The sequence below is a fragment of the Bacillus sp. 005/A4HT-01/001 genome (assembly GCF_004634445.1).
GTDB classification, from domain to species: Bacteria; Bacillota; Bacilli; order Bacillales; family Bacillaceae; genus Bacillus; species Bacillus altitudinis.
The window spans coordinates 951,506-977,217 of record NZ_SEIZ01000001.1 but is presented as its reverse complement, the minus strand read 5'-3'; the positions used below and the strand labels follow the sequence as shown (position 1 = coordinate 977,217).

Here is a 25,712-nt window from a genome sequence, read left to right as displayed (position 1 = left end):
TACATTCAAACAATCCAGATTATTCCGATATATGGTTTATAAGGATAATAGAGGGGTGTAGTATGAATGGCAATTACATTACCAGAAAGTATTAAAAGTACTGCTACTGCAGGAGAACGAATTTTATTTCGAACATTAAAGGAATATCTACCCGAGGATTATATTGTTCATTATGAGCCTAATATCAATGGGTTTAGACCAGACTTTGTGATAATCGGTCCGGATCTAGGAGTATTAGTTTTGGAAGTAAAAGATTACACCAAAAATACAATAAGAGAGCTAAACGACAATACCTGGGGCATTTTAAATTCTTCTGGTGATTTACATAGAGTGAAGAATCCCCTAGTTCAATCCAGAGAATATGCTTTTAAAATAAAAGATATGCTTGAGAAAGATATTGATTTAATCAATACAGAAGGGAAATATCAGTTTAAATTAAAGTTTCCTTATGGTTATGGTGTCGTCTTCACTCGGCTTCATGAAGAACAACTTTTAAAAAATAAAGTATATGAGGTTATTGATCCACATTTTATTTTATCGCGTGATCAGATTGATCCGGATAATGACCATTTTGATCCTGAGATCTTAATAGAAAAATTGTTTGATATGTTTCATGTGCCTTTCAAGTTAAATACGCCACTATCATCTGACGAATTAGAAAGGATTCGCTATCATCTATACAAAGAAATACGCGTTGGAGCAGATGTTGAACCAGTCCCATATCAAGAAAAACTGTTATTATCTTTTCGAAACATCAAAACGATGGATCTGCATCAAGAAAACTTGGCTAAACAGATTGGTGATAAACATCGGCTAATTAGAGGAGTAGCAGGAAGCGGTAAAACCTTAATCTTAGCGACTCGAGCAAAAATGTTAGCTGAACAACATCCGAATTGGAAGATATTAATACTCTGTTACAATGTAGCTTTGAAACAAAATATTAAACAAATGATTCATTCTAAATTTACAGAACCAGATGAATTTCTGACATCCGATCATAGAAAAACACCAAATTTAAATAATATACAAATATTAAATTTTCATCACTGGATTAAAAAAGATCATGGTATTTCAGAACTTGAAATAGATGATTACATTGAAAAAGTAGAAAATGATGCTTTAACTCCTGTAAAGTATGATGCCATTTTAATTGATGAAGGGCAGGACTTTGAAGGGAGCTGGCTGCATCTCATCAGCTTATGCTTAGATCAAGAGACGCAATCTTTACTTTTAGTAGAAGATAGAGCGCAAGATATCTATCGGAAAAGTAGAAGCTATGTGAAAGATACGGGGCTTGATTTTAGAGGTAGATCTAGAATCTTAAATATAAATTATCGTAATACGTCACAAATTGTGGATTTTGGATGGAAATTTTACGATAGCCATAGAGCTTTAGATCTTAAATTAAAACAAGAACAGACAGAGACAATCGAAATCATCCCTCCAAAAAAGACGAAACGTAAAGGGCCAGAAGTAGAGCTTTTAAGATGTAATAACTTTAAAGAAGAAATAGAGGAGATTACTAAACAAATAGTGGATCAACATAATGAAAAGAACATACCTTACTCTGAAATGGCTATTTTATATCGTATAAAGGGATATAATAACCATTATATATCAGCGATTCAATCTGAATTTCAAACAAAGAATATTCCTTACAATTGGATAACTGAAAATGGTGCAACCAAACATAAGTTCAATCCAGAGGAAGAGACAGTCAAAATTTGTTCTCTCGATAGTAGTAAAGGTCTTGACTTCCACTCAGTTTTTATTGTGAAAGCTGATCTGATGCCATTAAAGTATGAAGAGGATCAAGAAAAAGAAGTGTCTTTAATGTATATAGGAATGACTCGTGCTAAAGAGTACCTATCAATATCTTATTCAGGTGTTTCTTCGTTTACTCAGTATTTTGAGGATGTAAAGCAAAAAGAGCCGACATTTAATCAATAATTTTAAATAGTAAAAGGTACGGGAATTATTCATTTCTCATACCTTTTTTCATGTAAGAAGAAAAGAAGACTCTTCTTAATAAATATCGTATTATATAATGAAAACTTAGTTCAAAAAACAATGACAGCAGGTATTGGGAACGATCACATATTCAATCTACAATTACTCAAAGGAGACTTTCATGGGTTTCAAAGCTGATTTTAAACATGAAATACGTAACGTAATAAAAGATATAGAAAAAGAAATAAATAAAACATGGAAAATTGAATATAAAGGGCATTTTATAGAAATTATAAACCAAATAAAAGAAGAGCAACTAATCATTGATGGTGTGACAGTTGATAAAAAACAACGAAAAAGTTTATTGACTCATATGATCCCTTATTCAAAATTGTCAGGGATATTGGAGCTTCAAGATGGTACAAAACACAAGGTGTCCGTTAAACTTGGCGGTTATGTACGATTTCGTTGTATGGTGAAAGTAGATCGTGAAACGATTTTAGATGAATCAATGAAGATAGACTTTCTACCATGGGATCATAAAGAGAAAATCGTTCCCTTTATTCAACAACAAATTCAATCACATCATAAAATAGTAGACGACCGTTTACCCGATGAAGATTATTTATTTGACGAAAATGAACCACGATTGGCTCCCGGTTTATCTGATTATTATGTAGATGAACAACCTGCTCCTTTTTATGTGAAGAAGCTATTGATGCTTTTTGAAAAACAACTAAATCATCCTACAAATGAAACAAGAAAAAAAACATATGAAAAAATCATTTCTAACAATATGGCGAGCCGCAGCAGTGAGCTAATTGAACGATTTCAGCAAACACAATGGGATGAATCCCGTGTACAGCAAGAAGCGTTATGGCTTCTTGAATATGCGGCACATCGGGAGGTCGTCAAATTTGCAGTTATGATATTGGGATGTACGAACTGTGAAAAATACAAAGAGCTTTTATTCACAATAGGTATGCATGAAGAATTTACTTCTTATGTCGTGATTGCATTGAAGAATGGCACAATTCAAGGAAACGAACATGTTTGGCGTCTTGCAAAGTCTGTTGATGGATGGGGAAAAATTTCGGCTGTTGAGCAATTGGAAGCCTCGACGCCAGAAATAAAACGTTGGTTACTAACAAAGGGCTGCGAAAATACAATCATGAATGAATACTTAGCCTATACTTGCGCTCTTAATGGTGATCTGGAAACAGCTTTATCAGAAGATGAAATTTCCAAAGAATTATATGATGGAGCGAGTCTCATCATTCAAGCATTATTAGAAGATGAGGTTTCTATCTACGTAATCGATGAGTATTCAAATGCAAGCTCAGTTCTCTGCCGATTTATTCACCATGCTCATAAGCACTGCCAAGCAATTGAGGACTTTTATACAATATTGAAAATAAATGAGTTTTTAAATGATGAACAAGAGATTTGGGAAGACCGATTGAATGCTTCATGGAAACAGGACGATTATAAGGCTATCCAGGAAGCTGTTCAACCGTTTATTAATGACAGTAGATGGCCAAAGCTTGCGATCGATTCGTTACAACAGGGTTTTAGCTCCCAAGCACTTGAAATCGCTCTCTTTTATCGTTTAGATGTGATTGAGCATCTATTTGCTTTACTTGAGAAAGATCCGGCAAATAGTGAAATATACTTTGCTGTGATGGACACAAATCATCACCAGCATATTAGAGAGCTTTGTACATTTGCAGAAACACATTTATCGTTATCAAACCTCTCAGATGATGAAGTGGCTTGTCTACAATATATTGTGCAAGATTTATATGAACACGAAGGTGTAGGATTGCCATTGATTCAAGCTGCACTTAGATCAGATGATGGAAATTTACAGTATCATGCTTTAAGTGTATTAAAAGAATGGTCTCCTTCGTATTCGCAGCAAGCGGCCACAAGAGAATTGATTGAACATATTGCTGTGAAGACAAAGGATAAAGAAGATCGAAAGTTAGCCAAATACTTATTAAAGAAATAGGCTTCGGTTTACCTTCGCACTACGAGAATAAAATCTAAATATTAGAGAGCAGGCACACCATGCACACAATCAAAAAAATAGGCCAAACCTTCTCCTACATCACACCAATATCACTCTCTGACCGCCCCATCCTAGGCATGGTCATAGGCAATAACAAAACATTAATGATCGATGCTGGTAATTCAGAAGATCATGCGAACTATTTTATCCAAAAGACCTTAAAACAAGAGAACGCCATGCCGGATATGGTTGTCCTCACGCATTGGCATTGGGATCATATTTTTGGTCTACCGGCGCTGCCTCATGCGGTTTCAATTGCTTCTGCAAAAACCAGAAAGGAAATGGAGAAGCTTCTTCCGTTTTCTTGGTCAGATGAGGCGATTGATGAGCGGGTGAGGGAAGGAACGGAGATTGAGTTTTGCGCGAAGGCGATAAAAGAAGAATATAAGAATCATCGAGAGATTCAGGTGGTTTTACCGGATGTGACGTTTGACCGTCGGATGGAGATTGATCTTGGCGGGGTCACTTGTGTTGTGCAGCATGTTGGAGGCGATCATGCCGCAGATTCAGTGATCGTGTATGTGAAAGAAGAGAAAATTCTATTCCTAGGAGATTGCATTTATCCGAAAATGTATGCAGAAAAAGTACATTTTACGTTGAATGAAATCTTGCGTCTTTTAGATGAGTTAGATGCTTTTGATGCCGATACGTATATTCCTTCACACCAAAGACCGTGGACAAAAGAGGAGTTTCGTCAGGAAACAGACAAGCTTCGGATGATGGCGAAATACACAGATCTTTGTGGTGGAGATCAACAGAGAATCACGATAGAATATCAAAATTACGTGAACAGAGAATTGAAAGAAGATGAACTAGAAACCATTGCTTACTTTGTAAATGGTTATTAAATAATTGTGGTGACTAAACAGAAAAAGTCTCGTTTGAGGGAAATCACTCAAATGAGACTTTTTTATTTCTAAGGTAAACCTACAAAGTCTTCTGCATCACGAACTGTGACAGACATCTGTTTTGCATTCATAATAATGACACAATCCCAAGTGGGCTTTATTTGCAGTTCATCATTCTCATCAATACGAATAATCCCTTTAAATTCAACAGTCTGTTCTAGAAAGACCATTTTCTTTTCTGTATCATCTTTGACGGCTGTTAAATGTTCAGGATAGTGAATCGTCCAATCATAAAAAGCGGTTTTCTTCATAGTTCCTCCTATTTTCATTCGTACACATCTCCGAATACTTCTTTTGTTTGCCGGATTGTCAGTGATTTATTGGTTGGATCAATTGAAATGACACAATCCCAAGTAGGTTTGATTTGTAGCTCGTTGTTGTCGTCTATCCAGATGATGCTATTTAGTTCAATGGATGGCTCTAAAATAACCATTTTCTTTTCATGATGATCGGTAATCGCTGTTAAGTCTGCTTGTAAATAGATGGTCCAGTCAAAAAAAGTGATGTTTTTCATTGTTTCTCCCCTCATCTTCGCTTATATTTCCATTATAACCTGAGTGTTTTCTGACACCATTTTTTATCAATTCTTCTATTAATAGAGAGGTTACTTACAGATGGACAACATAACTGACCTATACGACACGTTCAAAACCAAAATATCGAAATATCCAATTGAACAAAATCATTGGCAAGTCTTCAAAGATGGAACAACGATTAAACAATTAAAAGCAGGTACATGCATGATCAAGGCTGGCGATCCAGTGAAGCATGCCTACTTCTGCATAACAGGTCTCTTCCGTCTCTTCTATTTGTTACCGGATGGAAGGGAGTACAACGTGGCATTTACGTTGGAAGATGATTTTGCTACTTCTTATGCAAGTATGATCAACGGGCAGCCTTCTCCTTATTCGATTGAAGCGATGGAGGATTCTATCGTGATTGAAATTCCGTATGATCTACTTCAAAGGTCGATGGACAGCAGTCATATGTGGGAGCGGTTTGTTCGGGTGAGTGTAGAAAGGCTGTATACGAGAAAGGAAGAGCGTGAGAGGGAACTGCTCTATTTGCCAGCCATTGAGCGATATCAGGCATTTTTATTGAAATATCCCGGGTTACATCAGCGTATCGCTCAATATCATATTGCCTCATATATCGGTATTTCTCCGGTTTCGCTGAGCAGGCTGCTGCATCCTGCTGAACATTAACCTATGTTAATGCACATTCTCTAGATCTGGCGTACAATCATCACATCATAGAAGAATCGAGGGGCTTGATGATGAAATATATGATGGTTGTTTTATTAGAGTTCTATCCATCTTGGCTTGCTTTACCACGAGAGGAGCGCAGAACCCATGCGGCTTCGCTGCAAGAGTTGATGCAGAAATATGAGGAACATGTGATGGTGCGCTTTTTTGATGCTGAAGCTCTTCCAGGTAAGGATTACACAGATTTTGTGATGTGTGAAACAGATGACCTGAAGTTCTATCATTTTATGTGGGAAGAGATTAGAGATTCTATTCCTTACACAAGTGGTTATGTCAAAATGAAAGAGGTCATCATGGGAATGGAAGATGCTTTTCAAACATATGAAAAAGAATCTTTGAAAATGGATTAGTAATCGAAAACCACCTGCTATCAGGTGGTTTTTTGCACATTCTATTTTTTGGTATAATCAGGGGTAAGGTAAGAACGGGTAAATTTTTGAACTGAATCGGAGGTACTTATGAAGCAGCTGTATATGAAGCAAAAGGTATTTAGTCTGAGCGGCAGGTTTACGGTAAAGGACCAACAGGAGAATGATGTATATGAGGTCGAAGGCAGCTTTATGAAGGTGCCAAAGACGTTCACCATTTTGAATACAGAACGAGACGTCATCGCTGTAATTACGAAGAAAATGTTTAGCTTTTTACCGAAGTTTTTAGTAGAAGTCGGTGGACAAGAGGTATTGACGATCAAAAAAGAGTTTACGTTCTTCAAAGCCAAATATTCAATTGATGCTGCTGGGATCGAAGTACAAGGGAACTGGTGGGATATGAATTTCCAAGTGCTGCAAAGCGGCGAAGTGATCGGTCAGGTAAAGAAGGAATGGTTTACTTGGGGGGATAGCTACAAGGTGGATATTTTGAAAGAAGAGATGGAGCCTGTGATGATTGCATTGGTTGTTGCGATTGATTGTGTGAAAGCGGATGAAGCGGCGTCTAGGTCTTCTTCGACGACAATGAATAATTAATTGGAGGGTTTAAAGTTGGACAACCTCACCCGCATTTTAAGATTAAGAGATGCAGAGATATGGGAGTATGAATTTCTCGATAATAAAGACATCATCGTCTATTTCTCGATTACAGATTTAAATAGAAAAGCAACGATTCATGATAACCCTCTGGCCACTCAAGAAGAACTGGATGAAAGAGATAATTACATATCAATGGATGTGCACAGCCATCTAGATCTCAAGAAAACGCTAGCAGAAGATATATTTGATGACTTTATCACCAATATCTCAGCTTTAGTAGAGCATATGCATGATTTTCACAATGCGCATGTTTTTATTCACATGCATGTTCATGACAAAATCGAATTAACAGATTTTCAGTTAGAAGAAGATGAAGAGATGCATGGCGATGAAAAAGAACAACTCTATACATTTAAACGTTTATGGATTCAGCAGGCATGTTTTCAATTGGTCGAACAACAATTAAATCGAAAAATCACAGACATGTCTAACAGTAGGTTTTGCCAAGATCTAAAGTGAGGTGAGCAAACGAATGACATTCCCATACAAAGTATTTCAAACAGTCGTCGAATGCGGCAGTTTTACAAAAGCCGGTGAGAAGCTTGGGCTGACGCAGTCTGGGGTGAGTCACAATATGGCGAAGCTTGAGTCAGAGCTTGGGATTGTGCTGCTTCATCGGAATCGAAACGGGCTGTCGCTGACAGATGCAGGTGAGCGGGTGCTGCCCCATATTCGCCAAATCATTCATCATGCGTCATTGCTTGAGCAGGAGGCGGCGTTGATTCAAGGGATGGAAGTGGGGAGTATCAAGATCGGCACGTTCTCTAGTTTTTCTTCAAAAATGCTTCCGCAGCTCATTCATCGTTTTACGAAAAGTTATCCCAATATCCAATTGGAGTTATACGAAGGCGGCTATGAAGAGATTGAAGAGTGGATCGCGTCTGGCACAGTTGATCTTGGATTTTTAACACAGCCATCTAGAGATTTGGAAACTGTTCCACTGTTTCAAGATGAATTGGTGGTGCTCATGCAAGAGAGTCATCGTTTCCATACAAAGAAGGTGATGGAAGTGGCTTCGTTCCAGGATGAACCATTTATTATGCCAAAAGCGGGCTGTGATCAACTCATTAAGAAAATATTAAAAGAAAGAGGCGTAAAACCCCATGTTTTATTTGAGATTGGGGACAACAATACGCTCATCTCTATGGTTCAGGAAGGCCTTGGGCTCACGATCATTCCGAAGTTGATGTTGCCGCCTCAGGTGCCTCAGGCGAACGTAATTCCACTTGAGACCAGTGTTTATCGCGAAATCAATATGGCGTTTAAATCTTTTAACGCAGCCTCTCCCTCTACTAAAAGATGGATTGAAGCGGTCAAAGATCATTTTAAATAGATTCAGCTTGAACGAGAGTCTCTATTCAAGCTGATCAATTTATAGCGTGACCACCCCGCGAATGGTAATAACCGCTGCTCCTGCTACTTTAATGACCGGCTTTGCTTCATTCGGAATGACCGTGATACGAAGCAATCCTGGTCTGCCGATGGCATCACCTTGAGCAATGCGCAGATGAGTGGTTTCTTGCTGAGGAATGATCCCTTCCAAATACAGATATCCGGCTAATGCCCCGTTTGCTGCTCCGGTTACAGGATCTTCGGGTATGCCAATGCCAGGTGCAAAATCCCTTGTATAAAGATCACAGTCCTTTATGGATTGAAACGTATAAAGATGAGTCGTTGTGATACCCTGCTCTTTATTCATTTTCCCTAAAGTTGCTAATTTTGGTGCCGCTTGATCAATGTCATCCTGGTGTTTCAGCGGAACAAGGAGATGCCAGTTTCCGGTGTTTGCTAATTTTATAGAATAGGATGGATCAATCCTGTCACTGCTTATACCGAGCATGTCACTAAGCTCTTCTACATCCATGATAAAATCTCGCGTCTTTGGCGTAACCTGTGTCATCTCCACATCCACAACTTTGCCATTTTCCTCGTGCCATACAACGGGAACATGGCCGATCTTTGTTTCTAACACCACCCCTGATTTTTCTTTAGCCATATCTAGCTCCGTCGCTAAAAGCCAAGTCAATCCAACCGTCGCATGCCCGCAGAAATTGACCTCTTCCGTTGGAGTGAAATATTTCACTCGATAATCGGCTTTCTCATCATGTGCCGGCAGCAAGAAAACGGACTCGGGTAAGTTCAACTCCTTGGCGATATTCTGCATCTCATCCTCCGTTAACCATTCCCCATCCAACACCACCCCAGCGGCATTACCTCCAAATTTCTCAGTTGTAAACGCATCGACATGATACACCCTAATATCTTTCATCTGACGAATCCCCCTAACCATGTTGTTATGTTCATCATAAATGTGTAGGATGTATTCGTAAAATGAATCTTTTGAATGTGATGAATTGGAATTGTTCATGTAATATTAAACAACTAGGCGGTAAGGCTGAAAAAAATAATGATAGTTCAAAAGGCAGTTCAAAGAGAATCTGATTTTTGTAGTATGCTTGAACAAAACAAAAAGAAAGCGAGGGGGTCAGCATCGCTTTAGGAGGATATATCAATATTGGATTGGTATTCTATGATGACATTCATTTAACAACCACTTTCCACCAACTGATTGTCTATTTAACAAAGAAAGGCATTTCAATAACGAAAGTAAAGTTTAGTCAAGATGCTAATGGCGAAGCATGGATCGAACATGATGTAAAAGAGATTAAAATCAAAAACAATTACTTGGAAGGTTTTTATACAGAATTTGAATTGGAGGGAACATGTCTAAAACATACAACCATGAACATACAAAAAGAAGCTGGTTTTGTTGGGTTCGTTCTGTGTTTAAATTGGACAGAGGTTGTTTCACATGATGTCGTTCGTATTCAACAGGAGATCGTACAGTGTCTTGTAGAACTTTATCCTACTCTTACGTTCGAGTATTCATTCATTGGACATGAAATGGAAGTCGAGCTTCATCCAGATGATGTTGAAAAGAGTCTGCAAGAACATCATGCTTTTCCAGTTGTTCTTATAGGTAAAGGGGATTATTTAGTCACTTTTTATGGTGATACTCTCATTGACGGGCTAACTACTCAAGAGAGAGGGAAGAAATATTTAAAGGTTAAAAGAGAACAGTAAAAAAGCCTCCTGAATGTATCAGGAGCTTTTTCCTTTCATCACCCATAATAATTATTCGCCTGAATAAAAAATTGGGATTGCATGTAGTTATATGTGATTTTCGAGAAGTCGAAGGGCTGTCCGTTTGTGAGATGGAAAACGGTCTCGACGCGGAGGGCAGGATCGTCTTGTTTAAGTCCGAGGTGCTTCGCTTCAGTTTCGTTTAGTTTGCCAACTTGCAGGTACATGTCAGAAAAGCCCACTTTAAGACCAAGGCCTTCACTAATGAATTTAAATACAGAATCGGCTGCAATTTCTGTGTTGAGGTAAGGAATAATGGTTTTCCGGTAATAGGACTCTTCTAAACATAAAGTTTGTCCATTGATGTAACGAATGCGTTTAAGGTAGAAAACATCCTCATCTAGTTCAATGTTTAAATTCAGCGCAGCTTCTTCTGGCGGTTTGATGGTATCTAACGTGAGAACTTCTGATGTCAGTTGAAATTCCTCTAAATCTTTTTTGAACCCTTGGTTGGATAAAAGGCTGATATAGCCTTTGCGTCTATGCCTTCTCACAAAGATGCCGCTGCCCCTCACCTGATAGACAATCCCTTTTCTTTCGAGTAAATCTAATGATTTGATAATTGTACTTTTGCTCACAGCAAATTGATTCATGAGCGTCTCAAGCACAGGAAGTTTGTCTCCTTGCTGCAGCTCATGTGTGACAATATATTTTTCAATATCGCTCGCAATTTGTTGATACTTTAACATAGCCATTCCTCTTTGTTTTCACGATTTATTGTCTTTGTATTATAGCACATCCCGATTTCTCTTTGATATGCAAACTAAAATTATATATGTATTGATAAATTGTACCGGTATAATTATAATGTACATATACTAGTAGTGATAAAGGGGGGTTTTATATGTCAAAAGTGAGGGATTATCAAAAGCTTGCAGAAGACATCTTAGAAGCAGTTGGCGGAGAAGAAAATGTGGTGAGTGCCGCAAGATGCGCCACGAGGCTGCGTTTGGTGTTGAAGCGTTCTAATCCAAAGGCAAAAGAAGCAGTCAACGCCATGCCTGGAGTCATTACAGTGGTGGAAAACGGTGGTCAGTTTCAGGTTGTGATCGGTCAGCATGTGGGTGAGGTATATGAGCATTTTTCCAACCTTGTTCAGCTCCAAACGTCTGATGATGACCAGTCGAATGAAAATAAAGGAACGATACTGAATCGGGTCATTGCGACCATGTCCGCTGTGTTTGCGCCATTTGTGTATATTTTAGCCGCAGCTGGTATTTTGCAAGGTGCACTTATCTTAATAAATTTGATATTTCCAAGCTTCTCGAAAACAGGCACTTATGAAGTGTTTAGCTTTATTTCTTGGGCACCGTTTACGTTCTTGCCTATTTTTATTGCGATCACTGCAGCCAAGCATTTCAAAACAAATATGTATATCGCGGTTGCTTGTACAGCAGCGCTTGTCAGTCCTTCTTGGACAGAGATTGCTGGACGTGTAGCATCAGGGGAAGGTGTGACCTTTTTAGGGATTGCGTTATCTGAAACGGTTTATACATCATCCGTCTTGCCACCGCTTTTCTTAGTATGGATTCTTTCTTATGTAGAAAGATTCTTAAACAAACGAATTCATGAGGTCGTCAAACCGCTATTTGTCCCATTTTTATGTATGGTCGTTATGGTTCCGTTAACCATACTATTAATCGGTCCTCTTTCGACAGCAGGTGCAAATGGGATTGCAAACGGATACAATGTCTTAGCTGAAAATGTACCAGCTCTGGCAGGGGCCATTATCGGCGGTTTCTGGCAAGTACTCGTGATTTTCGGTGTTCACTGGGGCATCACGCCAATGGTACTTGCGAACTTTGAACAATATGGACGTGACTCTTTTCAGGCATATCAAACCATCGCTGTTATCGCTCAAGTCGGTGCGGTGCTGGGAGTTATTTTAAAAGCAAGAAATCGGGAAACACGGAAAGTTGGGGTTTCAGCTGGAATCACAGGACTCTTCGGTATTACGGAGCCTGCGATTTACGGTGTCACCTTACGTTTTAAAAAGCCGTTTATTTTCGGGTGTATTTCAGGAGCGGTCGGTGCCGTTGTAGCCAGCTTCTTTACGCCTTATTACTTTGCATATGCAGGGCTGCCTGGCCCGCTGACCATTGTGAACGGAATCGATGCAGATTATCCAACGTCTATTATTGGTATTTTGATTGGTGTGGCCATTGCGCTGATTTTACCAGTTGTGCTTATTCAATTGTTCGGTTATGGGGAAGATACGGTAGACCAGCCAGCTGGTGAAACATCTGTTAAAGATCAAGACGGAGAAACGACACAAGCTTCTATGAACAATGAAGAAATGATCACGGCTCCACTTACAGGAAAGGTGCTTTCGTTATCTGAAGTACCAGATGCCGTATTTAGCTCTGGTGCGATGGGGAAAGGCTTTGCCGTTCATCCGACCGATAACAAACTGTTTGCACCGTTTGACGGCAGTGTCGTCATGCTTGCACCAACAAAACATGCGATTGGTCTGCGTTCTGAATTTGGTGTGGAGTTACTTGTTCATGTAGGAATTGATACGGTCTCTCTAGATGGATCGGCATTTACACTCAATATCAAAGAAGGCGACAAGGTGAAAAAGGGTGACTTGTTGATGACATTTGATCAGGAAGCAATTGAAAGCAAAGGATTACAAACAATCACACCTATTATCATTACCAATACCCAAGCATACGAAGATGTGATTGTAGAGAAACGTTCGACATGTCAGCCAACTGACGTGATGATGACAATTGTGAAATAGGAGGAATAGATAATGACTTTACCAAAAGATTTCTTATGGGGCGGGGCATTAGCCGCTCATCAATTCGAAGGTGGATGGAATGCAGCTGGCAAAGGGCCGAGTGTTGTAGATGTGATGACAGCAGGTGCTCATGGTGTACCAAGACAGATCACGGAAACGATAGAAGAAGGAACTTTTTATCCAAACCATGAAGCCATTGATTTCTACCATCGTTACAAAGAAGATATCGCCATGTTTGCTGAAATGGGATTAAAATGCTTGCGAACATCGATCGGCTGGAGCCGAATTTTCCCTAAAGGGGATGAAGAAGAGCCGAATGAAGCAGGCTTACAGTTTTATGATGATGTGTTTGATGAGCTGATTAAACATGGAATCGAGCCTGTCATTACGTTGTCTCACTTTGAAATGCCCCTTCATTTGGCAAGAGAATACGGCGGATTCCGAAGCAGAAAAGTCGCTGAATATTTCGCGAAATTTGCGGAAGTATGCTTCAATCGTTACAAAGACAAGGTCACGTACTGGATGACATTTAATGAGATCAATAACAAAATGGACGTCAACAACCCGTTGTTCCTTTGGACAAATTCAGGGGTATCTGTCAAAGAAGGCGAAAATGCCAAAGAAGTCATGTATCAAGCGGGCCATCATGAATTGCTTGCAAGTGCATGGGCAGTGGCAAAAGGCAAAGAGATCAATCCGTCCTTTCAAATTGGAGCGATGGTGTCCCACGTGCCAATTTATCCATATACCTCAAACCCAGAAGATGTCATGCTGGCAGAAGAATATATGAGACAGCGCTATTTCTTCCCAGATGTCCAAGTGCGTGGCTACTATCCAAGCTACGCGTTAAAAGAATTTGAGCGCGAAGGCTATCATATTCCATTTGAAGAAGGCGATGAAGAAAGTTTAAGAAAAGGAAAAGTAGATTACCTTGGCTTTAGCTATTATATGTCAACAACGGTCAAAAGCGATGCAGTATCTGATCACAAAGGAGACATTGTCAATGGAGCACTGCCACATGGTGTAGAAAATCCGTATATCAAATCAAGTGACTGGGGCTGGTCCATTGATCCGACAGGTTTAAGGTATACATTGAATCGTTTTTACGATCGCTATCAAATCCCGCTATTCATTGTGGAAAATGGCTTTGGTGCCATTGATCAAGTGGAAGAAGACGGTTCTATTCATGACCCAGAGCGAATTCAATATCTCGCTTCTCATATTCAAGCACTGAAAAAAGCGGTTGAATATGACGGTGTGGACCTCATCGGCTACACACCTTGGGGCATCATTGATATCGTGTCATTCACAACCGGTGAAATGAAAAAACGCTACGGCATGATTTATGTTGACCGTGATAACGAAGGTAATGGTTCAATGAAGCGTCTTAAAAAAGATTCGTTTACTTGGTATCAAAACGTCATCGCAACGAATGGTGAAGAAGTGTAATAAAGGAAAATGCAGACCCGGATGAGTGTGGTATACGCTTGTTCGGGTTTTTGTGTTTCTTTCGACAAAAATGGTGCGCATATCCTTTTGTTAACAAGAAATAAGTCTTATAATTTAGATAGAATATTTGATGATGAAAATAAGAGAAGATAGATGGAATGGGAGAGGTAGTAAATGACGAAATGGTGGATGGTTCGTGCGGGTGACCAAAACGAATTAATTACAATTTGGGAAGAGAAAGGCATTGCATCGATAGGGTGGCCTAAATTAGGTAATCCAAAACAATATCAAACAAAGCAAGAGATGAATGCTCGAGCTGATGTCATATTCGCTGAGAACAAACCTTTTACGAGAAGAAGCTGGGTCAGTCAGGTATGGAGGTTTAGTAGAGAAATCAAAAAGGGAGATCGAATCATTACGTACATAAAAGAAAGCCGTGAATATCGAGTAGGTACGGTGATTGCTCCGCATTTTTTTGATGAAGCAGTTGGAGATAAAATGTATCCAAATCATATTCAGGTAAATTGGGAACCAATAGCAGTTAAACGAGATTCTCTCAGTCAATCAGCTAAGAACAGCCTCGGTTCTATATCAACTGTTTTTCGTGTAGATGATTGGGGGAAAGAGATTGAACATTTACTCAAAAACCCTACATCTATATCAGCACCTGAAGATGAAACCGAAGAAGATGAAATTATCGAAGATTTAGTCAGCAAAGCTACTGTCATGATTGAAGATAAAGTAGATAAATTGGACCCGTGGCAAATGCAAGACTTAGTCGGAGGCTTACTGCAAGCAATGTCATACAATGTTCGCGTGAGTCCAAAAGGGCCAGATGGCGGTGTGGATGTATTAGCTTATAAAGATGCATTTGGATTTGAAAAGCCTATTATTAAAGTACAAGTAAAGCATCGGAAAAATTCAGCCAGTTCGCCAGAGGTGCAGCAATTATTAGGTGCTAATCCAATGAATGCTAACAGTTTATTTGTTTCTACTGGTGGGTTTACTTCTCATGCAAAAGCTGTTGCGAAGCATAATGAGGTTCATCTAGTGGACTTAGAAGAACTCGTAAATCTTATTGTACATTGGTATGAACATATGCCAGCTGAGACAAGATCCTTATTACCTCTGAAAAAAGTGTATGTACCTGAGTGATCTTTTTATTGTCTATGTTTCAATAACTCCTGAATACAAAGAAAAAAGAGGGTAATGACGGTAAAATAGTTCATTGGATTCTGAAAGATATTGATGTTCATTGATAATTGAAGAAGAATCCACAGACTGAATACCACCATAACAGCAGGAATAATTAATTTATACACAATGGTTCTCCCTTCTAGAGTAGTGCGGTTTTAGTTGGCATTGTCTCATATCATTGTAGAGGTTGAAAAGAGGTAAAGGTTTTAATAGGTTCTATCACATAATTCGGTATAATTGGTCTATAAAAACGATAAATGGTAGATAAAGAATAGGAGTTGTTGAAATGAATCAAACTCTGCAAATGGGTGCCAATACCGTACTAAACTCTCCAAAGGGGCAATTATTCATCAGTTATGAAGTGTCATCTGCAATTGATATTTCTTTAACGGCGTTTCTCTTAACAGATTCAGATCTAGTTCAAGGAGATAATGGCATTATTTTTTACAATCAGCCGGAGAGTACTACGGGTGTCGCGACACTTTTACCAGCAGAGATATCAGATCAGTTGAAAAGACATCAATTGAATTTTGATATGAGCAAAGTGCCTGTCGGAATCACAAAGATGGCTATTACACTAACAGAGGATCGAGGAATCGGCTTTTCTCATGTGAAGAATCTGCAAGCAGAAATTCGAACAGGTGATGAGGTGCTATACCTAACACCAGTAAGCTTTACAAATGAAAAGGGTATTGTCGTAGTAGAGCTATACATAAGAAATAGTGAAACGAAAGCACGATCCATCTGGCGTGGCTTCGATTCTGGATTGGAAGGGCTATGCAAGCTTTATGGGGTGGAGGTTGAACCTGATGAACAGGATGTTTCTACACCTCCTCAAATGGTTTCTGAAAAACAAATTAATGAGCCTGCTCCAATGAACACAGCCGCTAAAGAGAAAGTCTCTGCACCTATTAGCTTAGAGAAAGTTCAAGGTAAAATTAGTCTAGACAAAGGTCATAAACCGATCATCATTGACAAAACACCAGAGATTACGGCTACAGTATCTTGGGAGTCTGGTACCGATTATGATATTTACGCGTTGATCTATACGAAGTCAGGAAAACAAATAGATGTGGCCATGTTTGGCGCAAAAGGTGTTCCCGCTCTCAAAAGTTACGGTAACGGGGCTGTTGAGCATATGGGAGATGTCGGTAGAGATCGTGAATCAATGAAAACAGAAGTCATTAAACTAAGGTTAAATGATGATATCCTTGCGGTGGTACCCGTTGTTTACTCTGCTCAATCAAATGGAACAGGTTCTTTCTATAGATATAGAGTGTCTATGAGTATCGATAATCATCAAGGAACGTCTGTCACGATTTATGCAAAACATGCAAATGACAATGATCGAATTTATTCTTGTGTTCCTGGTATACTTCAAAACACAAATGATGGCGTGATCATCCGTCCACTAGAGCTTTACAGCAAGCCGAATTCCGAGCGCAGACCTAAATTAAAAATGAAGTCTTCAAATGAAATTGATGTTTTGATGGATAAAGGACCAATCAATGACTATAAGTGACGTGAACATGTGGCTAGACAGAGTATAATGAACTGTCTGGCCTTTTCTATATCTCTACAATGGATAAACTCGTTTATCCAAATTAGAGGGTAAATTGAATAGAAAGTCCATTCCATTTTTTATGTCATTTAGCCTATTTTTCAGTTTTGGAGGTCACGGTAAAATAGACTTTATGATCAATAATGGAGGGAGTGGCTTCTTCTGGGCAAGATACTTGATGCAAAAGCACTAACCAGTGCCATGGATACAAGGGCAAAACACTATCAGGAACTCCGCGAACAAATGATAGATTTTAAAAAGGCATTACAAGGTGTTGCCAACCTCGGTGACGACTTCACTGGAAAAGGTGCCGATAACATTAAAAGCTTCTACAAAGAGCTCGCAGGAAATGTGGACATGTTTATTAGCTTCATTGATAAACAAAAAGCCTTTCATGAAGGTGTTTCTGGAACGCTTGATGATACAAACTTTGGCGGCGATACCTTTGTAGAAGAACACTTTTTAGACAACGCTGTACATATGGGCATCAAAAACGCCAAAAGCATTGTAAAGGATCAAAAAAAGGCACTCAAAACGATTTTTCAAGATATTGATGACCTCATTTCTCTGGAGGTATTTGATAGTAAAACCTTTGACGAAAAGATTGCAGATGCGGAAGATGAACGCAAGAAAACGGTTAAAGATTTAATAGAACTTGATCAAAATCTAAAAGATGAATATGCTTTGTCAGAGACTGAGGAGAAGGCTACAATGGCATTGTACGCAGAAATGATCAATGCCACAAATGACGGAAAATCCATTTCGCCTATGAATTTTGACAAGAAAGCGTATCAAAATAGCGAAATCTACAAGGCAAAAAGCGATATTGAGAAGCAAACTTCTGAATATCTAAAAATCAAAAAAGATCAAGAAGAAGCCCGCAAGATCGCAAAGGAACAAGAAGCGCTCGCCAACCGTCCGTGGTATGAAAAAGCTCTTGATTACGGAGGAAATATTGTCAATGAATTGACAGGCGTGAACGATGCAAAACGTGCTGCAACAGGTGTCGATCCGATCACAGGTGAAGAACTCACCGCAGGACAGCGAGTCGCCGCAGGAGGCATGGCTGCAGCAGGATACATCCCGATCGTCGGCTGGGCAGGACGTATTTTCAAAGGCGGTAAAGCCGTTTATAAAACGACTCAAGCCACGTCCGCCGCAGTCAGAGCAGTAGACATTTACAAGACATCACAGAAGTCTTTTGACGCCCTGAAAACATCACAAAAAGGCTTATATGGCCTCACCGCAACAAACGGCTTCAGCGAAGCGATTACGGGTCGAGATATGTTTGGAAATAAGATCTCGAAAGAACAGCAGGAAGCGAGTATGAATGCAGCGCTTGGGATGCTTTTGCCGTTTGGGGCAAAAGGGTTTCATGGGAAGATGGGTGTAAAGAGTTCAGGTATACCTAATATTTCAAAAAGGCATGATGAAATTGCTCATAAAAGTTATTATGGTAGAAAAGATTTTAGAATAAAGATAAATAGTGCAGTATATTCTCATCATGATAATAAGCATTTAAAGGCTAGAACTGCCGAAGAAGCGAAACGTTTTAGTGAAACCGGAAGACGAAATGCTCAATACCTACCTGAAATAAATAATAAAGTGATAGAAAAAGAAGCTCTTCAAAGAGGGCATATCATTGATAATGGCAATAATAATTTTTACTTCATTTATGATACTGGTAAAGTTGTTGGTTATGATAATGGAAAATCTACTAGTTGGATTAGAGGAGAACTAACGAGTGGTAATGTGTATCACGGTCATCCAATAGCTGGTGATAGATTAAATAAGTATTTAAACAAATTAGGAATAAAATAACTATAAAATTAACAAAGAGGTCGGATAAAGATGAGAAAGCATGTGAAACTTGATATTCCGGAAGTAAACATTCATCCCTTGAGGATAACTGAAGGTTGGAATGTCCGTTATAATCATTTTTGGGAAATTGACCCTAGAAAGTTAGAAACAGAAGATGAAAGATGGTTTATGTTCACTGAAAGTTTGTTACAGCTTTATCATGAGAAATCATCAATAACATTGGACTTAGGTTGGTATCCCGATTTATCTTCAGATGGCAACTATCTTGTTCTAATAGTTAAAAATACAGATTGGGACAATCCTATTCAGGAGTTTAGCTCTGATGACTATAGCAAAGTGATAGATTTTATAGAATTTCATTTAAAAGAAATTACATATAACTGGTGGAAATAAAACTGTATGTATTTCTACGAGGTTAATAAGGCTATTGCTTCTCTGTTTTGCCGTTTCTATGGTGGTGGTCTTATAATGAATAAAAACCAAACAATGCTTAAAAAGCAAAATATGTGGAACCATCATTGGAGCATTAAAAATGTATATAGAACTGGATAAAATTTTATCCGCTGATAAATACTAGTAAGTGAGATACTCTTGTATTTTAGCCTAAACGATTGGGGAGAACTATCAAAACAGGTACTCAATAAACTAATAGAGTGGCAGCGAAAAATTGCGTACTGTCTCGATAATGAGTGCAATGAATATGAGTTTCATATTTTATTGGATTTGCTGAATACTAATGATGCGGAATTATTTGAGATTTGTATTGATACATTAAGAAGTTATCCTATTGAAGAGGGTAAAAAAATAGTACTGAAACATCCTCAGATTACAGAACGTATAAATCAAATGTTGACTACTACTGCGAACCTACCAGCAAAGACAGTTCTTCGAGATTTCATTTCAAAAATACATTCAAATTAGTCCGTTATTGCTGAAATTTAATGATGAAATAAGATCTTGATTGGTTTTATACTGATCAAGATTATTTAATTTACACTGATGAAAAATGTCACATTGTAAAAAGAGTAAGTAGGAATGTATTTATTCGGGATTTTAAACAACATAAGATTCATTATTACGTACATGTAATTATACAAAGTCCCCATTTATATTGATTTCCTAGATTTATATCCGGAAATTTTGAAAAAAAGCATAGTTATCTAGAAATCAGTTCATTCCACCGTGTAGCCTGGTGGAATTTTCAAGGGGGAGATGTCTAGAGAGCAATGTTTATACGCCTTGTGGAGGTGCTCCTATGAATAATAAAGGAAAAACAAAAATCGAAACCTTAAAAAGAAAAAGCAGAAGAAAGCACTTAATAAACGAATTAAGTTATATGACACTTCCAGAACCCCCTTTTTTGGAGGTCGAAGAGAATCAATTTTTTTGTCAGAAGGTATTTACTTTCCTGCAATCGAGAGAACATAAAAGTCAAATACATGGAGACAACGATCTAGAGCATATTGAAAAGTCTACACAAATGTTAAATGAAATGGTCGGGAGGATAAAAGAGACTCCTAAACAAGGGAGATTGCTTTTTTTCCGAGATCATGAAATTGAAGCGCTTTTAGTAAATGTGGATGAAGTGTTTCATCATTTAAATCAACTTCTTGAGCAAACCAAATTTTTAAGTGGATACGGAGATTTCATTTTAATAGCAGAGGATTTTCATTTTGGATTATGCATAGAGCGTACAGAATATTTTTATGAGTTTAGTATTTGGGGCTGTGAGATTAAAAGTGGGATGTAGAGACGAAGAGATAAGGTTTTCTTGATAGTCAGGGTTTCTCAATGGTGTCAGGTTGACATCGTTTTTAGTTTGTTTTATTCTTTCTCACTCTATCAGTCATCTGAAAAGGTACATTTGGTTGATAAAAACAGACTCTTTGATCTATATTTATTCATTTTTTATTTGATTTTTAAGAAAAATGTTGCTTTTGTTTAAAAAATTACTTACTATAGTGATATTAACATGTTAAAAGCGGTTTCATGAAACGATGAAAAGCTAAAAATAGAATAATGCGTACATTCAATAAGGCGTGTTACTGTTCGGCAGGCAAGACCTAGATTGGATGGGATATCTGTATTTGTATATTCCCACCCAATCCAGGTCTTTTTTTGTTGCCTGAGCTCCTATAATTAAAAATGAAAGCGGTGACTTTGATGAACCATAAAGACTTAGCTCAAGACATTCTAAAGCATATTGGTGGAAGTGAAAATGTTCAAAATGCGATCCACTGTATGACGAGATTAAGGCTGACATTAAAAGACTCTTCACGTGCAAACTCTGAAGAAATTAGTCGTCTTGATGGCGTTATTCAAGTAGCGGATACAGCAGGTCAGTATCAAATTATTATTGGAAATGATGTAGGTTATGTCTATAAAGAATTTGCAAAGCTTATTGATCACAACCCAGAAGCAAGCGGGCAAATTGTCCAGAATAAAGATCATAGCTTCAAAGGATACTTCAATCGTTTTGCCAATTTAATCACTGGCATTTTTGCACCAATTATCCCTGCAATTGCCGGTGCTGGTATGTTGAAGGCTTTGTTGATTTTGTTGCCGATGCTGAATTTGATGAAAGAAGATAGCCAGACCTATTTGGTGTTGAAAATCATTTCAGATGCGGCGTTCTTCTTCTTGCCGATTTTGTTAGCCTATACAAGCTCGCAAAAATTTGGCACAAACCCTATGGTATCCATGGCTTTGGCTGGGGTTTTATTACATCCTAACTTAACAGCTTTGTTTAGCAGTGGCGATCCAGTTGCTTTTGCTGGAATACCCTTGAAAGCTGTATCTTATGGCGCATCGGTTATTCCAATTATATTGATTGTTTGGCTTATGTCCTATGTTGAAAGGCTTGCGGATAAATTATCACCGGGACCCGTCAAAATTTTTATGGTTCCTTTAATCACAATGATCATTGTCGCGCCGATTGGTTTACTGTTTCTAGGGCCGCTCGGTATGTATCTGGGCGCAGGGTTAGCAGCGGGAGTGCTATGGATACAACAAACTGCGGGATGGGCGGCTGTTGCAATTTTAGCTGTTTTCTTACCTTTTATCGTGATGTTTGGCATGCAGAAGGTGTTCTATCCAGTTGTTATCGCTTCCCTTGCTTCGCCTGGATATGATGCGCTCATTGGAGTAGCCATGTTAGCGGCGAATTTTGCACAAGGTGGAGGTGCTTTGGCAGTTTCATTTAAAACAAAAGATCCTAAGTTAAAACAAATTGCGATGTCCGGAGGAATTTCTGCTTTATTTGGCATCACAGAACCTGCATTATACGGTGTCCATTTAAAGCTTAAGAAAACATTACTTGCATGTATGATTGGAGCAGGGGTTTCAGGTATATTTGTTGGATTAATTAAACTGAAAGCGTTTGTCATGGTTTCACCTGGAATTGCCACTATGCCGATTTTCATTGAAAAAGGGACTTCAAACTTTACGTTTGCCATTATTGGTGCAGTCATTTCAGCGGTAGTCGCATTTATTGCTGTTTACATCATTGGCTTTAAAGATGCAGAAAATGAAGTCGTCCAGAAGAGCAATGAGCCTATCTCTACAACAGAAAACACAAGAAATCGTGAGGTCATTTATGCACCGATCAAAGGAGCTGTCATCCCATTAGCGAAAGTAAATGATAAAGTATTTTCTGAAGAAGTGATGGGTAAGGGGGCAGCGATCCAACCTAGCGATGGAAAAGTAGTAGCTCCATTTGATGGGCAAGTAGAAATGATTTTCCATACAAATCATGCGATTGGTCTAAAGTCAGACTTAGGTGTTGAAGTTCTTATTCATATTGGGATTGATACCGTTAACTTAAATGGACAACATTTTACTTCACATGTTCAAAAAGGTGATACAGTAAAGCAAGGCCAGCTTTTAATTGAATTTGATGATCAGAGTATACAAAAGGCTGGTTATGACACAACAACACCAGTGATCATTACAAATTCGGCTGATTATTTAGAAATTTTAACCCAAGAGGGAAAAACCAATCCTTCTGGTCATCAGCAGCCACTTTTAACTGTCTTATAAATAGATTTTGAATGTAACCAGGAAGGTGATATGGTATGGAAATTATAAAAGTGCTGAATACCAGTGTGGTTCTCGCTAAACGAGATGATGGAAAGGAAATCATCGTAATGGGGAAGGCGATCGGGTTTAAAAATAAGCCTGGCAGTCTTATTCAAGAGGAAGATATACAAAAGATTTATGTGCTAGAAGATCGAAGCACGTCAAATGATTTAGCTGAGCTCATGAGAGAGACTCCAGAGGAATTTTTAATCATAACGGATGAGATTATTTCCTATGCGAAGCATCGATTATCCACACACTTAAATGAGCATCTTTATATTTCTCTAACAGATCACCTTTTTATGGCTACAAAGCGCTTTAAGGAACATCTCACGATACAAAATCGCCTGCTTTGGGAAGTGAAGAAATTTTACCCCGAGGAATTTAGCATTGGTATGCACGCACTCGATCTAATAAAAAAACAACTAGGTATTCAATTACCGGAAGAAGAAGCAGCGAATATTGCTTTTCATCTAGTAAATGCGCAGCAGACAGAAGACAATTTGAATCAAATCGTGATGATGACCAATATGGTCAAAGATATTCTAAACATCATTAAAATGCATTATAAGATCGATATTCCAACAGATACGATTAATTACTCCAGGTTTTTAACACATTTACAGTTCTTTGTTCAGCGGTTGCTGGAGAACAAAATGCTTGAAACAGATGACCATGATTTAATCGATCAAATCATGAGGAAATACCCTGAAGAAGTGAAATGTGTGGAGAAAATCGAGAAATATATTAAAACAAATGTGGATTACACCATATCCAATGACGAAAAAATGTATTTAATTATTCATGTCAATCGAGTGGTTTTAAGAAATAATGGATCGTCTTAAGGGAGGAAGAGAGATGTCTAATCAAGTTAGAAAGTTTCCAGAAGGTTTTTTATGGGGTGGCGCTATTGCGGCTAATCAAGCAGAAGGTGCATGGAATGTAGACGGAAAAGGGCTATCGACTGCTGATGTGGCGATTTTTAAAAAAGGCCTCAGCAAGTCTGACTATAAAAAGCACAATAAAGTGGATGAAGAACAAATTCAACAAGCGATGCGTGCAGATACCGCTGAAGGTTATCCGAAACGAAGAGGTGTCGATTTTTATCATCGTTATCCAGAAGACATGGCGCTCTTCAAAGAGATGGGATTAAAGACGTTGCGTGTCTCGATTGCCTGGACACGTATTTTTCCAAAGGGAGATGAAGAAGAGCCGAATGAAGCGGGATTATTGTTTTACGACCGCTTATTCGATGAAATGAAGAAACATGATATTGAACCACTCGTTACGCTATCTCATTATGAAATGCCGCTATACTTAGTCAATCAATATGGTGGATGGTCTCACCGCATTGTTGTTGATTTCTTTGTGAAATTTAGTCGAGTGGTATTTGATCGATACAAAGATAAAGTCAAGTATTGGCTGACTTTCAATGAAATTGATAGCATTGTTCGCCATCCGTTTACAAGTGGAGGAATCGTGTCAGAGCGTTTTGATAATGTAGAGCAGGCTGTTTATCAAGCGCTACATCATCAATTTGTTGCAAGTGCTCTGGCAGTGAAGTATTGCCATGAAATGATCCCGGGTTCAAAAATTGGCTGTATGCTGACGAAATTAACAACGTATCCTTATTCTTGTAATCCAAAAGATGTTTTAAAGGCATCGAAGAACAATCAATTTAATATGTTCTTCACAGATGTACAGGTGCGCGGGGAGTATCCACGTTTTATCCATCGACTGTTCAAAGAAAAAAACATTCACATTGAGAAACAGCTAGGAGATGACGAGTTATTAAAGGTTCATACCGTCGATTTTATTTCTTTTAGTTATTACAATTCACTTGTTGCTACTGAAAACAGTGAAGGGATGGAAACGGTCAGCGGAAATACGATAGGTGGCGTAAAGAATCCTTATTTAGAAGTGAGTGAGTGGGGATGGCAGATCGATCCTATTGGTATTCGTATTTCTTTAAATGATCTATACGACCGCTATCAATTACCGCTATTTATTGTTGAAAACGGATTAGGAGCAAACGATCAGGTGGAGCAGGATGGAACGATCAATGATGATTATCGTATTAGTTATCATGAACAGCATTTCCAGCAGATGTTAGAAGCGATTGAGGATGGAGTCGAATTGATGGGGTACACGAGCTGGGGGATTCTTGATTTAATCAGCTATTCATCGTCAGAAATGGAAAAACGTTATGGGTTTATCCATGTTGATCAAGATAACGATGGAAATGGAACATTAAATCGCACACCTAAGAAAAGTTTTTACTGGTACCAGAATGTGATTCGTCAAAATGGACTGGAAATGAACGAATAGATGTGTCAGAAATCTTTTAAGGAGTGGTGTATACCCACTCCTATTTTTTATTGATGAATGTTTCAGCTCGTAAAAGAAAAGATATGCATATGGATATGCATTTCCCTCAAATTTAAGCAATTCACTATCATTACCTTTCACATTCATATAAAATAAGAGCTAGTGAAAAT

General features: G+C 38.5%; 23 protein-coding genes. 19 read left to right on the top strand and 4 right to left on the bottom strand.

What is annotated here, in order from left to right; genetic code table 11:
* Positions 1-66: 66 nt before the first annotated feature.
* From ES896_RS05115 to ES896_RS05105, 3 genes are all read left to right on the top strand, one after another.
* The gene (locus tag ES896_RS05115; RefSeq protein WP_135226516.1) at positions 67-1,950 is read left to right on the top strand and encodes a 3'-5' exonuclease; all 1,884 of its coding nucleotides are present in this window, start codon (positions 67-69) and stop codon (positions 1,948-1,950) included.
* Positions 1,951-2,131: 181 nt separating this feature from the next.
* Positions 2,132-3,961 carry a hypothetical protein gene (locus ES896_RS05110; RefSeq protein ID WP_135226515.1) on the top strand — a complete coding sequence of 610 codons (1,830 nt, stop codon included), beginning with the start codon at positions 2,132-2,134 and terminating at the stop codon, positions 3,959-3,961.
* A gap of 59 nt (positions 3,962-4,020) precedes the next feature.
* Entirely contained in the window at positions 4,021-4,869 is an 849-nt protein-coding gene (locus ES896_RS05105) for an MBL fold metallo-hydrolase (RefSeq protein WP_135226514.1), read from the top strand.
* 68 nt (positions 4,870-4,937) lie between these two features.
* Here ES896_RS05105 and ES896_RS05100 read toward each other — a convergent pair whose 3' ends face one another.
* Both ES896_RS05100 and ES896_RS05095 read right to left on the bottom strand, forming a co-directional pair.
* A complete protein-coding gene (locus tag ES896_RS05100) occupies positions 4,938-5,180 on the bottom strand; it encodes a hypothetical protein (RefSeq protein WP_116306579.1) in 243 nt (80 codons plus the stop codon).
* Positions 5,181-5,194: 14 nt separating this feature from the next.
* The gene (locus ES896_RS05095; RefSeq protein WP_025208306.1) at positions 5,195-5,443 is read right to left on the bottom strand and encodes a hypothetical protein; all 249 of its coding nucleotides are present in this window, start codon (positions 5,441-5,443) and stop codon (positions 5,195-5,197) included.
* A 100-nt stretch (positions 5,444-5,543) separates the two neighbouring features.
* On the opposite strand from ES896_RS05095, the gene ES896_RS05090 reads away from it, so the two are divergent.
* From ES896_RS05090 to ES896_RS05070, 5 genes are all read left to right on the top strand, one after another.
* Positions 5,544-6,134 carry a Crp/Fnr family transcriptional regulator gene (locus ES896_RS05090; RefSeq protein WP_135226513.1) on the top strand — a complete coding sequence of 197 codons (591 nt, stop codon included), beginning with the start codon at positions 5,544-5,546 and terminating at the stop codon, positions 6,132-6,134.
* 71 nt (positions 6,135-6,205) lie between these two features.
* The gene (locus ES896_RS05085; RefSeq protein WP_135226512.1) at positions 6,206-6,544 is read left to right on the top strand and encodes a darcynin family protein; all 339 of its coding nucleotides are present in this window, start codon (positions 6,206-6,208) and stop codon (positions 6,542-6,544) included.
* A 108-nt stretch (positions 6,545-6,652) separates the two neighbouring features.
* Positions 6,653-7,159 carry an LURP-one-related/scramblase family protein gene (locus tag ES896_RS05080; RefSeq protein WP_007497338.1) on the top strand — a complete coding sequence of 169 codons (507 nt, stop codon included), beginning with the start codon at positions 6,653-6,655 and terminating at the stop codon, positions 7,157-7,159.
* Positions 7,160-7,174: 15 nt separating this feature from the next.
* Positions 7,175-7,681: a hypothetical protein gene (locus tag ES896_RS05075; RefSeq protein ID WP_025208302.1), complete on the top strand. Its 507-nt coding sequence runs from the start codon at positions 7,175-7,177 to the stop codon at positions 7,679-7,681.
* Positions 7,682-7,694: 13 nt separating this feature from the next.
* On the top strand, positions 7,695-8,555 hold the full coding sequence (locus tag ES896_RS05070) for a LysR family transcriptional regulator (protein WP_135226511.1): 861 nt from the start codon (positions 7,695-7,697) through the stop codon (positions 8,553-8,555).
* Positions 8,556-8,594: 39 nt separating this feature from the next.
* Here the strand turns inward: ES896_RS05070 and ES896_RS05065 are convergent, their stop codons facing one another.
* Positions 8,595-9,491, bottom strand: a complete 897-nt coding sequence (locus ES896_RS05065; RefSeq protein ID WP_135226510.1) for a PhzF family phenazine biosynthesis protein — start codon at positions 9,489-9,491, stop codon at positions 8,595-8,597.
* 251 nt (positions 9,492-9,742) lie between these two features.
* On the opposite strand from ES896_RS05065, the gene ES896_RS05060 reads away from it, so the two are divergent.
* Complete coding sequence (locus ES896_RS05060) at positions 9,743-10,306, top strand: Imm64 family immunity protein (protein WP_167764439.1); 564 nt, start codon at positions 9,743-9,745, stop codon at positions 10,304-10,306.
* Between the two features lie 38 nt (positions 10,307-10,344).
* Here ES896_RS05060 and ES896_RS05055 read toward each other — a convergent pair whose 3' ends face one another.
* Positions 10,345-11,055: a GntR family transcriptional regulator gene (locus ES896_RS05055; RefSeq protein ID WP_135226508.1), complete on the bottom strand. Its 711-nt coding sequence runs from the start codon at positions 11,053-11,055 to the stop codon at positions 10,345-10,347.
* A gap of 155 nt (positions 11,056-11,210) precedes the next feature.
* Here ES896_RS05055 and ES896_RS05050 point away from each other — a divergent pair, with 155 nt between their 5' ends.
* From ES896_RS05050 to ES896_RS05000, 10 genes are all read left to right on the top strand, one after another.
* Positions 11,211-13,109 (top strand): beta-glucoside-specific PTS transporter subunit IIABC, encoded by a 1,899-nt coding sequence (locus ES896_RS05050; protein ID WP_135226507.1) that lies wholly within the window; start codon positions 11,211-11,213, stop codon positions 13,107-13,109.
* A gap of 9 nt (positions 13,110-13,118) precedes the next feature.
* Positions 13,119-14,558 carry a 6-phospho-beta-glucosidase BglA gene (gene bglA / locus ES896_RS05045; RefSeq protein ID WP_135226506.1) on the top strand — a complete coding sequence of 480 codons (1,440 nt, stop codon included), beginning with the start codon at positions 13,119-13,121 and terminating at the stop codon, positions 14,556-14,558.
* 174 nt (positions 14,559-14,732) lie between these two features.
* On the top strand, positions 14,733-15,713 hold the full coding sequence (locus ES896_RS05040) for a restriction endonuclease (protein WP_046527586.1): 981 nt from the start codon (positions 14,733-14,735) through the stop codon (positions 15,711-15,713).
* 328 nt (positions 15,714-16,041) lie between these two features.
* Positions 16,042-17,277, top strand: coding sequence for a TerD family protein (locus ES896_RS05035; protein ID WP_035390067.1), 1,236 nt, complete (start codon positions 16,042-16,044; stop codon positions 17,275-17,277).
* A 201-nt stretch (positions 17,278-17,478) separates the two neighbouring features.
* Positions 17,479-19,137, top strand: coding sequence for a ribonuclease YeeF family protein (locus ES896_RS05030; RefSeq protein ID WP_135226505.1), 1,659 nt, complete (start codon positions 17,479-17,481; stop codon positions 19,135-19,137).
* Between the two features lie 30 nt (positions 19,138-19,167).
* Positions 19,168-19,530 carry a hypothetical protein gene (locus tag ES896_RS05025; protein ID WP_046527526.1) on the top strand — a complete coding sequence of 121 codons (363 nt, stop codon included), beginning with the start codon at positions 19,168-19,170 and terminating at the stop codon, positions 19,528-19,530.
* Positions 19,531-20,392: 862 nt separating this feature from the next.
* Positions 20,393-20,887: a YxiF family protein gene (locus ES896_RS05015; protein WP_017359943.1), complete on the top strand. Its 495-nt coding sequence runs from the start codon at positions 20,393-20,395 to the stop codon at positions 20,885-20,887.
* A 413-nt stretch (positions 20,888-21,300) separates the two neighbouring features.
* Complete coding sequence (locus ES896_RS05010; protein ID WP_017359942.1) at positions 21,301-23,175, top strand: beta-glucoside-specific PTS transporter subunit IIABC; 1,875 nt, start codon at positions 21,301-21,303, stop codon at positions 23,173-23,175.
* A 35-nt stretch (positions 23,176-23,210) separates the two neighbouring features.
* On the top strand, positions 23,211-24,059 hold the full coding sequence (gene licT, locus ES896_RS05005) for a BglG family transcription antiterminator LicT (protein WP_135226504.1): 849 nt from the start codon (positions 23,211-23,213) through the stop codon (positions 24,057-24,059).
* A 13-nt stretch (positions 24,060-24,072) separates the two neighbouring features.
* Positions 24,073-25,542 (top strand): glycoside hydrolase family 1 protein, encoded by a 1,470-nt coding sequence (locus ES896_RS05000; RefSeq protein ID WP_017359940.1) that lies wholly within the window; start codon positions 24,073-24,075, stop codon positions 25,540-25,542.
* The last annotated feature ends 170 nt before the right edge of the window (positions 25,543-25,712 follow it).